A 13,308-nucleotide genomic window follows, 5' to 3' on the forward strand; every position below is an offset into this window, starting at 1 on the left:
ACGAGTTGTTTTTAATCGTAGAAACAGCTAGACTAATTGAAGTGATTATTTTTGAAAGTTGGCGTGATATGGAAATGAAAGAATTAAAGGGACTTACAGAAAATGAAGTGAGCCAAAGACGTGCCTCTGGTCAACAGAATGATTACCAAGAGGATGCTACAAAAAGTACGAAACAAATTTTCAGCGATAATATTTTAACATTATTCAATTTTTTGAACTTAGGAATAGGACTATGCTTATTACTAGTTGGAGCCTATTCAAACATGGCTTACTTAGCAATTATTTTTGTAAATATCACCATGGGGATCTATCAGGAAATCCATGCGCGTAATCTTGTGCGCCGATTATCAATCGTCTCACAGGCGGAAGTAACCGTCATTCGTGATGGGAAAGAACAGATGATTGCAACGAAAGAACTAGTTTTAGGCGATCTTGTAAAAATCGGTGCGGGTGAACAGATTCCTTCAGACTTGCAAGTGATCAGTGGTCGGGCAGAGGCAAATGAAGCTTTACTGACCGGTGAATCTGATTTGATCGTCAAAGAGTCAGGAGCAGAATTACTTTCTGGTAGTTACCTGACTAGTGGCTCTGTCTTTGCTACAGTTATCCGTGTTGGGGCAGATAATTATGCTGTCCGCTTGACCAACGAAGCAAAAACACACAAGGAAATTCATTCGGAACTTGTGGAATCGATCCGCAAAGTATCTAAGTTTACAAGTTTTGTGATCATTCCTTTAGGGATCATCTTATTCTTGGAAGCTTTGTTCATTCGAAATGCGTCGATCCAACTATCAGTCGTTGCTTCTGCGGCGGCCTTACTGGGAATGTTACCAAAAGGATTAGTGTTATTGATCAGTATCGCATTGACGACTGGTGTAACTAAACTAGCGAAGAAACGAATCTTAGTCCAAGATATGTATTCGATCGAAACATTGGCACATGTAGATACATTATGTCTTGATAAAACAGGGACGATCACCGAAGGAAAAATGAGCATCCAACGAGTCGAACCCTTAAATAAAACCTATGAAAAAATGATTCCAACCATTATGGGGACATATTTAGCTGAAAGTAGCGATAACAATGTCACAATGCGTGCGTTGAGAGAGTATTTCGAGATTTCTAATCGTTACGATGTCGGAGAAAAATTAGCCTTTTCATCTGACCGCAAATGGGGCGCAATGGAATTTCCTGAACTAGGTGTAGTCTATGTCGGGGCTCCGGAACGGTTAGTGGCAGACGATCAGTTGCCGGAAAGTTTAGTGGAAGCCCAGGCCAACGGGTTTCGTGTATTGATGTTAGGTCTTGCTCCCAATCAAACGTTGTCTTCAGGCGATCCTCAAGGGGTTGAACCGATTGCTTTGTTTGAAATCGATGATCCTATCCGTAAAAACGCGCAAGAAACCTTAGCTTATCTACACGAAGAAGGGGTAGACTTGAAAGTGATTTCTGGAGACAATCCTTTTACGGTGTCAAATATTGCGCGACGTGCTGATTTGCCCAACTATCAATCGTATGTTGATCTATCTGATTTGACAGAAGAAGCAGAAGTCAGAAAAGCGGCGCATCAATATACAGTTTTTGGGCGAGTGAGTCCGCAACAAAAGAAACTCTTAGTCAACGAACTGAAAGCAAGTGGACGAACAGTTGCAATGACTGGAGATGGCGTAAACGATGTATTGGCTTTACGTGAAGCCGATTGTAGTATTGCGATGGCAGAAGGAGACGGAGCGACACGACAAATTGCTAATCTTGTCTTGTTAGATTCTGATTTTACGACATTGCCCGAGGTATTGTTTGAGGGACGCCGAGTCGTGAATAACGTAACGAAAGTTTCAGGTATTTTCTTTATTAAGACAATCTATTCATTTATCTTATCGATTTTATGTGCAGTGACGGCTATCGGATTCCCATTTATTCCGATCCAGATTACGTTGATCGATCTTGCTATCGAAGGGTATCCATCTTTCTTCTTATCATTTGAGAATGATAAACGAAAAGTCGATTATCGCTATCTGCCTACTGCGCTAGTCAATGCATTACCTAATGCATTGCTTGTTGCTTTCAATACTGTGGCGATTTACCTGATCGGTCACAACCAAGGTTGGACATCTGGTGAAACAACGACATTGATGTATTATTTATTGATTGGGATCAGCTGTCTGGCAGTGATCAAAGCCTGCTTGCCATTCAATCTATTACGGATTTTCTTAGCAGTCACCACAGTGGTCGGTATTTATGTTGCTGCGATGCTTTTCCATCATATATTAGAAGTCAATCTTGGGTTAGGAAATACTTGGCCATATTTTGTTGGCTTTATGGTTTTGAATGTGTTATTACGTTTAGGATATTGGAAATTAGGCATACAAAACAAATTATTGAATAAAGTAAATGCAAATAAAACTCATCATACTCAAGTGGAAGAAAATGTCATATAATCCAGTATCTATCACTTGAAAAAGTATAGGAATATGGTACAATGAAACATGTATAATTGTGTCCTTTAAAATCGCACTGATTTTCGTTAGTGCGATTTTTTACCGGTTATTCTCCTGAAATGTCTTGTCGATGAGTATGAGATATCAACTAATGCAGGGGGTGAGAATATGGCTCAAAGGATCCCTCAAGAGACCATTGAGACGATTCGTAATCAAACGAATATCGTTGAGGTGATTGGGCAATACGTCCAGTTGAAAAAATCTGGGAAGAATTATTTAGGTCTCTGCCCTTTCCATGAAGAACGTACTCCTTCATTTTCGGTTGCGGAAGATAAGCAGATTTTCCATTGCTTTGGTTGTGGAAAAGGTGGGAATGTCTTTACGTTTCTTCAAGAATTGGAAGGTCTGTCTTTTCCAGAAGCAGTGGTCAAGGTCGCTGATTTAGAACAGATCCAACTCGAAGATCAGTGGCGACAACAAACGCTGACTACTCAAACCGGAGATTCAGCTACTGGTAAATTGATCGCGGCTCATGAAAAAGCAGTAGAAGTTTATCATCACATGTTGTTGCACACAAAAGTAGGTGAGACAGCGTTAAATTATTTACTCGAACGTGGTCTGACCACCGAGTTGATCGAAGAATTCAAGATCGGTTTTGCGCCAAATGAACGCTCATTTTTACAACAAGTGTTCCAAAATGAAGACTATTCTGAGGAAGTATTCAAGCAGTCCGGCTTGTTTGTGACACATGATGATGGACGGATGTCGGATCGTTTTTATCAACGGATCATGTTTCCTCTTCGTAATGGTCAAGGTCGGACGATCGGGTTTTCTGGTCGTTACTTGGCTAGTGAACACGATGCAAAAGATCAACCAAAATATTTGAACAGTCCTGAAACGGATCTATTCAACAAAAGACAAGTCTTATTCAACTTAGACAAAGCACGTAGTGAGATCCGCAAGTCGGGTGAAATCTTACTATTCGAAGGATTTATGGATGTTATCGCTGCATGGCAAGCGGGTCTCAAGACTGGTTTAGCCTCCATGGGAACAAGTCTGACGACTCAACAGATCCAGCAGATGGAAAAACTGACAAAAGAATTAGTGTTTTGTTATGATGGTGACCGTGCGGGTGTAGAAGCTACGAACCGAGGCATCGAACTACTGCGTCAAAATAGTCGAATGCAATTATCTGTCGTAGCGATCCCAGAAAAACTCGATCCAGATGAGTACTTGAGAAAGTATGGGGAAGAGGCTTTTCAAGAATTAGTTTTACACGGACGAGAAACCATTTTTGCTTTTAAATCGCGTTATTTGAAGCAAGAAAAAAATCTGGAAAATGAAAAAGATAAAATTGAATATCTTGAAGCGGTACTAAGTGAATTGAGTAAAGTTGTTTCGCCAATCGAACAAGACATGTATCTAACGCAGTTATCAGCAGAATTTCAGCTGAGTCGAGAAACGATGCAAAAACAAATACGTGATCTGCGCCGAAAGAATCAACCAACCAAGCAAGAACAAGCTCAACCAACGACAGAGCAGGTGTCCGTAAAATCTGGAACGATCAGACAAAAACGCCCACTATCTCAGGTTGAAAAAGCAGAACAAATGCTATTGTATCGAGCGTTCAAAGAACTTGCTGTGCGTAATCTACTCAAGGAACAAGGCGTTCAATTTATTCATGATACTTATGCAGAAATCTATTTTTTATTTGATGCGTTTGTATCTCAAAATGGAGAATTCAAACTTGCGGAGTTTTTAGACTTCTTGCAAGATGAAAATTTAAGGCGGATAGTGGTCGAGATCGAATATATGCGAATGGCTGAAGAAAGTACGCCACGTGAGATCCAAGACTTACTGAGAGTGATCAGTAAATCGGGCTTAGCTGAAGAAATCATAACAAAAAAACAGATGCAGCAAGAAGCACGACGTACTGGGAACAAACAGTTAGAATTGGAATTGACGATTGAGATCATCAATTTAACGAAACAGTTAAAACAAGCCGAATAGCTACTTAAAGGGGGCCTTCTTTTATGGCAAATGGAACAGATGTTAAAAAATATGAAGCAGCAGTGGCAGCGTTCATTAAAGAAAATAAACCAAACGGGCAAGTGATTTATGATGATCTATCAAATAAACTTGCGACACCATTCACTTTAAATGCAGATGAAATGGATAAGTTGATCCAAAAAGTAGAGGACGCAGGTATCAGCGTCGTTGACGAAAATGGTGAACCATCGATCCATAGTCTGAAAAGTGCTGAGAAAAAAGCAGAACAAGCGAAAACAGAAGATCTTTCTGCACCGACAGGCGTCAAAATCAATGATCCTGTTCGGATGTACCTCAAAGAAATTGGCCGCGTCTCCCTTTTAACTGCAGAAGAAGAAGTAGCATTAGCATTGAAGATCGAAGAAGGCGACCAGGAAGCGAAACAACGCTTAGCTGAAGCTAACCTTCGTTTAGTTGTAAGTATTGCCAAAAGATATGTGGGTCGTGGGATGCAATTTTTAGATTTGATCCAAGAAGGAAATATGGGATTGATGAAAGCTGTTGAAAAATTTGACTACCGTAAAGGGTTCAAATTTTCTACCTACGCAACTTGGTGGATCCGTCAAGCGATCACACGTGCGATTGCTGACCAAGCCCGTACGATTCGTATTCCAGTGCATATGGTGGAAACCATCAATAAATTGATCCGTATCCAACGTCAATTACTACAAGACTTAGGAAGAGAACCAACGCCTGAAGAAATCGGTGCTGAAATGGATCTTCCTACAGAAAAAGTACGCGAAATCTTAAAAATCGCTCAAGAACCTGTCTCATTAGAAACACCAATCGGTGAAGAAGATGATTCACATTTAGGTGATTTTATCGAGGACCAAGAAGCAACTAGTCCTGCGGAACATGCAGCGTATGAATTATTGAAAGAACAATTAGAAGATGTCTTAGATACTTTGACAGATCGTGAAGAAAACGTCTTACGTTTGCGTTTTGGCTTAGATGATGGCCGTACACGTACGTTGGAAGAAGTAGGTAAAGTCTTCGGCGTGACTCGTGAACGTATTCGACAAATCGAAGCAAAAGCATTAAGAAAACTTCGCCACCCATCACGCTCAAAACAATTGAAAGATTTCTTGGAATAATCAAGAAATAATTTTTTTAACAAAAAAACAGATCATTTTTCTTGAATGATAGAAAACCCTCAAAGTAGGAGATCTCTCCAGCTATTGAGGGTTTGTTTTTTATCAAACAATTCGACTAACTTTCAACAAAGGTCCGTTTAAACAAAGTAGCTCATTACGGTCGTTATTTATTTTTTACTGAAAGACTTATTTGTTTTTTTATAAAATCCTTAGGATATCCTATTGGCGTGTGGATTAGATTATGGTAGATTTAATGGTAGCGAAAACCTAGTAAAGGAGCCGATCGCTAAGTGATAAAAAAATGTCCAAAATGTGGATCAGAAAAAATCAAAGATCAATCAAAATGTCCAGAATGTGACTTTGAACCACAACAAGATGAACTGACACAATTACCCCAAACAGATGGAAATCAATCGTTAGACGAAACAGCTGAGGAAGTTTATCCAGACAGTATCGTAAATGATCCAATCGAGTGGTCAGAACTAAAAGATCTACCGTTGGAGTCTGTCATGGAGTTGTTTGACTCAAGTGACACGAGCACTGAGTCAAAGGATGATCAAGTAGATAAAAAAGAAAATACCAATCTTGGCAAAGAAAAAACAGAGACAGATCACTCTGCTACCTCTGAGCAAAGAGAAAAAGCGCAGCAGAAAAAACGAGTAGCTGAATTAAAAGAAGCAGTAAACAATGAAGAAGAAAATTCCATTCTAGCTGCTTACATCAAGGCGCATCGTGAAGATACGACTGAAGAACACGCAAAAGAGCTGCTTCGAATGATCGAAACGGCGGCAGCAACGGGTGAGGATTCAGTCGACATTCGCTTGTCGGAAAATACAACGGAGCAAGTTTCTCCTGAAAAATCTCAAGAGGATGCAATAAAAGAGCCACCAATGGAAGAACCAACAGAAGAAACGATCATTGAAGATACTGTGGTCGAAGATTCTTCAACAAGTACAGAAGAACAAGTAGACGTAATTACAAATATAGAAGAAACTGCCCCAGTTTCTACGGAAGAACCTGTAGAGACGACTGAACCGATCGAAGAGGAAAGTTCTAAGGTTGAGAGTACGAAAGCTGCTTCAACAGATGCACCGCAACCAAAAGAAGCTCCTGAAACAACTGAACTGGTGGAAACACAGCCGGAACAGACAAAGGTTGAGGAACAAGAAACAAGCAATGCGTCCATCAAAAAAGAAGAATTGCCAAATGATCGAGGATCAAAGAAATCCAAAAAAAGATTATACCTGACGAGTGCGGCAGTGCTTTTACTTGGTGCAGGGGGTTGGATGTATTATGATCATCAGCAAAAAGTCCAAGCAGAAATCGCTGCCGAAACCCAACGTAAACAAGATAAAATGGCTGATTTACAATCAGATTTAGCTGCGTTTTATTCAGATGATGATGAACAGTTCATTCGTACAAGTATGATCAATCAAGACTTATCAAAATTAAGGGCATCATTGAATGAGGTCAAAGATGAAAAAGGGTATGCAGATCTGGAAAAAACCTTTGAAGATATCCAATCAAAGATCAAACAGATCCAAACGGTCAATGAATGGTTTGTTACACCAGTTATCGCAGATGATCAACTGATCGCAGAACCCAAATTGAAAGCTAACCAAGCGATCCAAAGTTTTGAAACAGAAGATACAGCATTTGGTCAATTGATCGACAAAGCGACAGATGAAGCAACTAAACAGTATCAACAACTTCAAACAGCAAAAGAAAAAACTGCTGTGATCTATGCAGATGGTCAAGTAAAAGATTCAGCAACGAAAGAGCAGTACGACACAGCAAAAGCAGAAGTGGCGAAAGTAAAAAATACAGAATTAGTCAAAGCACTTGTGACCGAATTGGACAAAGTCGATGAAGCTTTGACGAAAAAAGAAGAAGCGAAGAAAGCCGAAGAAGCAAAGAAAGCTGAAGAAGCGAAACAAGCGCAGGCTGAAGCACAAGCACAAGCTGAGGCAGCTGCTCAACAAACTGAGGCGACACAAACAACGCCAGCGACTAACTCCGCAAACCGTCCAATCATGGAAACAAGAGCCAGTGATGTCGCAGATGCTTCTAATCCTGCTTGGAATTGGGCACCAGGAGTTAAAGAAAGTGTGATCGCAACAAGTATTGCACGAGGCTACATCGTAGAGGGCGGCTATCGATTAGAGAAAGCTCGCATCGAAAACGGTGAAGGATACTACAACCTTTATGCGACTTCTACTAAATCATCTTTGATGAATGGTATCGGTGAAAGTGCTCTACCATTTTATATTGTCACAATCAATTGTAAAACTGGTTGGTTTGGTGGGAACGGTAGTAACTAGATCAGTGGTAGTTAGCTAGAGTATAGTTCTATCAGCCTGATTTGCTATTCCTACAAAGCAAAACAACAATGGTCCAGAAGCAATTTTTCTTTCTATCATAGCGTCAAAAATAGGCCTTAGAATCCAAAAATATGAGGATATTTTCGGGTTTTATGGCCTATTTCAGTCGAACACTGACGGCTTAAGCTTTTATGGAGAATCTCTATCTATAAACATGGCGTTATGTTATGATAGCAAAGAAATGTTGGAATACAAAGGCCTTTTAGAAAAGGAGAAAAAGATGAACGAATTATTAGCAAATGTCTTTACCGCAATGGTGATTGACGAAAATGAAAAAAATTATTTTGTCCAAAAAAATGGACAAACTTTCCGTTTGAGCAAAGAGGAGGGAGAGCATACGATCGGCGAAGCAGTCGAAGGTTTTGGTTATCAGAATCAAAAACAAGAGAATCGTTTTACAACGGTGATCCCGAAGAGTCGCATTGGTCATTATGCTTTTGGAACAGTCACTTCTTCAAGAAAAGATCTAGGTGTCTTTATTGATATTGGTTTACCGGATAAAGATTTTGTTGTTTCACTGGATGAGTTACCTACAATGACTGAGTTGTGGCCCAAAAAAGGGGATCAGTTGATGATCGCTTTGCGCGTTGACGCGAAAGATCGCATTTGGGGAAGCCTAGCAGAAGAAAGAATCTTCAAATCACTAAGTAAGCATGGTTCAGAAGAATTGAAAAATAAAAACATCTCAGGAATCGCTTATCGTTTGAAGCTGACTGGCACGTATTTGCTGACGGATGATTTTTATATTGGGTTCATCCATCCTTCAGAACGTTACCGCGAACCACGTTTAGGTGAAAAATTAGAAGGACGCGTAGTTGGGGCTAGACCTGATGGTGTGTTGAATATCTCTTTGAAACCACGTGCACACGAAGCGATTTCTGATGATGCACAAATGATCTTAACGATTTTAGAACGTTCAGCAGATCAACAAATCGCATTCACTGACAAATCAGATCCAGATGAGATCATGCGTGCCTTTGGGATCAGTAAAGGGGCATTTAAGCGAGCAATTGGTAATTTATTGAAACAAGGATTGATCAAACAAGAGGATGGCGTGACGAAACTAGCGAAAAAATCTAATTGAGAATGACTTGCATGTTTTTCTCGTCTAGCTTATAATAATTTTAATCTAGAACGGTTGATTAGATATCTTAATTATAATCATTATAAATTGTTGGGGTTGAGAAAATGGGCATGAATACAATGTCAGTAATGAAAAAAACAAAACAACAGCTACATGAATCTGGGTTTAAACTGACCCCACAACGAGAAGCAACCTTGCTCGTCCTCTTAGAGAACGAAAAAGAACACTTGTCAGCAGAAGAAGTTTTCTTTCTAGTCAAAAAGAAAAACTCAGAGATCGGTTTGGCCACCGTTTATCGGACGTTGGAGATTCTAACGGATCTAAAAGTCATCGACAAAGTTAGCTTCAATGATGGTGTGGCTCGGTATGATCTGCGAAAAGAAGGAGCCAAACATTTTCATCATCATCTCCTGTGCTTAGATTGTGGAACGATCGAGGAAGTCGAAGAAGATCTGCTAAGTGAAGTTGAACAAGTGATCGAACAGCGTTACCACTTTTTTGTCAAAGATCATCGTTTGACCTTTCATGGTATCTGCCAAGAATGCTATAATAAGAAAAAAGAAAGAAAGACCGTCTGAATTGATAGACGGCTTTTTCTTTGAAGTGTCTACTGAAAAATAGACTACCGAAACCAAAGGCTATCTGATATGATAAAGAAGCATGAGGTGAGAAGGATGGAAGAAGAAATCAATGAATATCTTCGCTATTTAAGTATCGAGCGTGGATTATCGTTCAATACTCGAAAAAGTTATGAACGAGACTTGAATCAATACTTGCACTATCTAAAAGAACACGAGATAACCTCTTGGCAAACAATTGATCGATTTGTCGTCATCCAATATTTAGAAACGTTGCATGCGGAAAATAAGGCTTCTGCAACGATTACACGTATGATTACAAGTTTAAGAAAATTCCATCAATTTTTGCGACAAGAACGGTATACAGAACAAGATCCAATGCAACACATCGAGACACCGAAGAAAGCCCAAAAGTTGCCAAGTACATTGTCTTTAAAGGAAGTAGAACGGCTGATCGAAACACCTGATACATCGAAAAGTTTAGGGATCAGAGATCGCGCTATTTTAGAAGTCATGTATGCAACAGGGATGCGTGTGAGTGAGTTAGTCGGACTGAAGTTAGGCGATTTGCACTTGTCTTTAGGGCTGGTTCAAACCTTAGGTAAAGGAGATAAAGAACGAATCATTCCTTTAGGCGATTATGCGATCCAATGGTTAGAACGTTATTTGGATGAGGTTCGTCCTTTACTAGTCAAAAATCCATCTGAAAACCACGTTTTTTTGAATCATCATGGTTCAAGTCTCTCTCGACAAGGAATATGGAAAAATTTAAAACAACTTGTTCGAGAAGCAGGGATCTACAAAGACGTGACCCCTCATACATTGAGGCATAGTTTTGCGACACATTTACTAGAGAATGGGGCGGATTTACGTACCGTTCAAGAACTATTAGGTCATGCAGATATTTCAACGACACAGATCTATACACATATCACGAAAAAAAGAATGACAGATGTCTACAAGCAGCATTTCCCAAGGGCTTAGTTTATAGGATGGTGAGAAAATGTTAACACATTATCGAAAAGAAAACCGAAAAATCGCGATGGGACTATTGAGCTTTCATAAAAAGTTAAATGCAGAATCAAGTTTACTAAAAGAGATCGATACCTATGAATCTGCTGAGGATTATGAACTTTTTTTCTATACGCCAGAAGATTCTACAAATATCCAAGGAATCATTGGTGTGCATTGGAATGATAAAGATCAGATGACGATTCACGATATTTCGTTGAATCCTTCCTACCGGGGGGAGAATATCGGGTTTCAAATGTTGAATGAATTGCAAGCAAAATACCCCGATGTGTTGATCCATCCAACGGATATCACAGAAGCTTATTTAAGTAGATGGATCAATGAAAATAAGGAAGAGTGAATGATGTGTCAGAAATCAATATCAAATTAGATGTCTTTGAAGGTCCATTAGATTTACTCCTTCATCTGATCCAAGATATGTCGATCGATATTTACGATATCCCGATCGCCACTATCACGGAACAATACATGAACTATATCCATACGATGAAGACGCTTGAGTTAGCTGTGGCAGGAGAGTACCTTGTCATGGCAGCAACACTGATGGCAATCAAAAGTAAGACATTATTGCCTATCCAAGAAGTAAGCAATGACGAAGAAGAATTTTGGGAAGAAGATCCGCGTGACGAATTAGTCAATCAGCTGTTAGAATACCGCAAATTCAAGTATGCAGCAGAGAAGCTTACTGAAAAGGCAGAAGAACGTAGTTTGTATTTCACAAAAGAACCTTCTGCAATCGATGAGTTATTGGGGCAAGAAAAACCATTGAAGCGTGGACAAGTGAAAAAAATCGATTTATTTCAAGCCATGCAGAAAATTTTAGAACGAAAGAAATTTGCTCAAAAAGAAGAAAAAACGATCGCACCTGATGATGCGACAATCGAAGAACGAATGACATTTATCCAACAGCGCATCGTCTCTCAAAAAAATGGCTGTTTGTTCGAATCTTTTTTTGAAACGCCTTCTAGAAACGAAGTCGTCACAACATTTTTGGCGATCCTCGAATTGATGAAAAATGGACAGATCGTGGCTCAGCAAGAAAAAAATTATGAATCAATCATGCTTTATCCAGCAGTAGGAGATACACAACATGACGAAATTAAGTGAACTTGAAGCAATCTTATTTATAGTAGGAGAAGAAGGAACGACAATCGAAGAATTGAGTGCCTTACTGACCTATACACGAGAAGAAACGACTGCTTTAGTGGCAGAGTTGGCAGCTAGTTATGAAGCGAATGACAACACAGCGTTACATCTTTTTGAAACAGAAAAACAACTCGTGCTGACTACCAAAAAGGAGTTAGCGCCGATCGTCAAAAGATACGCGCAAGGGACATCGAATACCTTGTCACAAGCGGCAGTCGAAACACTAGCAATCATTGCATATAAACAACCGATCACTAGAAGTGAGGTCGAGTTGATTCGTGGTGTTCAAGTTTCTGGCGCGATTCAACGCTTGACTGCACACCAACTGATCGAAGAAAAAGGGCGAGTCGATGGACCAGGTCGCCCGATCCTTTACGGGACCACAAGTCATTTTTTAGATTATTTTGGTCTGAGATCGCTAAATGAGTTACCCGATATTCAAGATATCGAACGTTCACTGGAAGAAGACGCACCCCTTGATTTATTTTTTGATGGCGTGCATGAAGGAGAAAACATATAATGGAAAGATTACAAAAAGTAATTGCTCACGCAGGAATTACCTCTCGCCGTAAAGCCGAGGAATATATTTTGGCTGGTCGAGTAAAAGTAAATGGTCAAGTCGTCAAAGAACTTGGCGTAAAAGTTGGCAAACACGATACAGTGGAAGTCGACCAAGTGCCGATCTATCAAGAAGAATATGGCTATTATTTACTTTATAAGCCAAAAGGGGTCATTTCTGCTGTAGCAGATGACAAGGGCCGGAAAGTAGTGACAGACCTATTACCAATGGTCAAAGAGCGTATCTATCCAGTTGGACGACTAGATTATGATACTTCTGGCATACTTTTATTGACGAATGATGGTGATTTTGCGCAACGATTGACGCATCCCAAGCATGAAGTTGATAAAGTATATGTTGCCAAAGTCAAAGGAATCGCCACTAAGTCAGCGCTGAACCCATTGACAAAAGGAATCAAAATTGAAGGAAAGAAAACGTCACCTGCAAAGTATGCCATTTTATCTGTTGATCCTCATACGAATCATAGTATCGTAGAATTAACGATCCATGAAGGCCGTAACCACCAAGTAAAAAACATGCTACAAGCCGTCGGGTTACCTGTGCAAAAATTAAAACGAGAAAAATATGGCGAATTGACCTTGCAAGGTTTACGTCCTGGTGAGTATCGTGAGCTGAATAAAAAAGAAATCAGTCAGTTATTGAATCAATCAAAATAAATACCTTACTTTTTGTAAGGCTAAATACCTTGCTTTTTTGTTATGAAATAAGTATAATAAAATGGTAAACAAAAATTAGATATGGTTCGTCTTCAGGGGCAGGGTGAAATTCCCGACCGGTGGTTATAGTCCACGACCTACTTTTGCGAGTAGCTGAATCGGTGAAATTCCGATACCGACAGTAAAGTCTGGATAAAGAAGATAGAGCTTATTTGGCATACGTATGTACAAATGACTCTAACTCTATTTTCCCCTGCGAAAATAGAGTTT

General features: G+C 39.7%; 11 protein-coding genes and 1 riboswitch. All 11 genes read left to right on the plus strand.

The window, feature by feature from the left end:
* Positions 1-68: 68 nt before the first annotated feature.
* The 11 genes from IGJ95_RS05435 to IGJ95_RS05485 all read left to right on the plus strand — a co-directional run bounded on the left by IGJ95_RS05435 (position 69) and on the right by IGJ95_RS05485 (position 13,038).
* Positions 69-2,438 (plus strand): cation-translocating P-type ATPase, encoded by a 2,370-nt coding sequence (locus IGJ95_RS05435; protein ID WP_194179700.1) that lies wholly within the window; start codon positions 69-71, stop codon positions 2,436-2,438.
* 168 nt (positions 2,439-2,606) lie between these two features.
* Positions 2,607-4,448 (plus strand): DNA primase, encoded by a 1,842-nt coding sequence (gene dnaG / locus IGJ95_RS05440; protein WP_153830371.1) that lies wholly within the window; start codon positions 2,607-2,609, stop codon positions 4,446-4,448.
* 23 nt (positions 4,449-4,471) lie between these two features.
* Entirely contained in the window at positions 4,472-5,581 is a 1,110-nt protein-coding gene (rpoD, locus tag IGJ95_RS05445; protein ID WP_153830372.1) for an RNA polymerase sigma factor RpoD, read from the plus strand.
* Between the two features lie 290 nt (positions 5,582-5,871).
* Positions 5,872-7,902, plus strand: coding sequence for a cell division site-positioning protein MapZ family protein (locus tag IGJ95_RS05450; RefSeq protein ID WP_438761531.1), 2,031 nt, complete (start codon positions 5,872-5,874; stop codon positions 7,900-7,902).
* A 280-nt stretch (positions 7,903-8,182) separates the two neighbouring features.
* A complete protein-coding gene (locus IGJ95_RS05455; protein ID WP_010735785.1) occupies positions 8,183-9,046 on the plus strand; it encodes a CvfB family protein in 864 nt (287 codons plus the stop codon).
* Positions 9,047-9,150: 104 nt separating this feature from the next.
* Positions 9,151-9,624 carry a ferric iron uptake transcriptional regulator gene (gene fur / locus IGJ95_RS05460; RefSeq protein ID WP_023519469.1) on the plus strand — a complete coding sequence of 158 codons (474 nt, stop codon included), beginning with the start codon at positions 9,151-9,153 and terminating at the stop codon, positions 9,622-9,624.
* Between the two features lie 96 nt (positions 9,625-9,720).
* Entirely contained in the window at positions 9,721-10,608 is an 888-nt protein-coding gene (xerD, locus tag IGJ95_RS05465) for a site-specific tyrosine recombinase XerD (RefSeq protein ID WP_023519470.1), read from the plus strand.
* A gap of 19 nt (positions 10,609-10,627) precedes the next feature.
* Positions 10,628-10,996 carry a GNAT family N-acetyltransferase gene (locus tag IGJ95_RS05470; protein WP_019723231.1) on the plus strand — a complete coding sequence of 123 codons (369 nt, stop codon included), beginning with the start codon at positions 10,628-10,630 and terminating at the stop codon, positions 10,994-10,996.
* On the plus strand, positions 10,993-11,763 hold the full coding sequence (locus tag IGJ95_RS05475; RefSeq protein ID WP_029594036.1) for a segregation/condensation protein A: 771 nt from the start codon (positions 10,993-10,995) through the stop codon (positions 11,761-11,763). Before IGJ95_RS05470 ends, IGJ95_RS05475 begins: the two co-directional genes overlap by 4 nt.
* Positions 11,747-12,322 carry an SMC-Scp complex subunit ScpB gene (gene scpB / locus IGJ95_RS05480; protein WP_010735780.1) on the plus strand — a complete coding sequence of 192 codons (576 nt, stop codon included), beginning with the start codon at positions 11,747-11,749 and terminating at the stop codon, positions 12,320-12,322. The genes IGJ95_RS05475 and scpB overlap by 17 nt, the downstream gene beginning before the upstream one ends.
* A complete protein-coding gene (locus IGJ95_RS05485; protein WP_010735779.1) occupies positions 12,322-13,038 on the plus strand; it encodes a pseudouridine synthase in 717 nt (238 codons plus the stop codon). The genes scpB and IGJ95_RS05485 overlap by 1 nt, the downstream gene beginning before the upstream one ends.
* 84 nt (positions 13,039-13,122) lie before the next feature.
* A riboswitch (FMN riboswitch) is annotated at positions 13,123-13,245 on the plus strand.
* Positions 13,246-13,308: the final 63 nt, after the last annotated feature.

Source organism: Enterococcus sp. AZ156 (genome assembly GCF_051714165.1).
Lineage (GTDB): Bacteria > Bacillota > Bacilli > Lactobacillales > Enterococcaceae > Enterococcus_B > Enterococcus_B pernyi.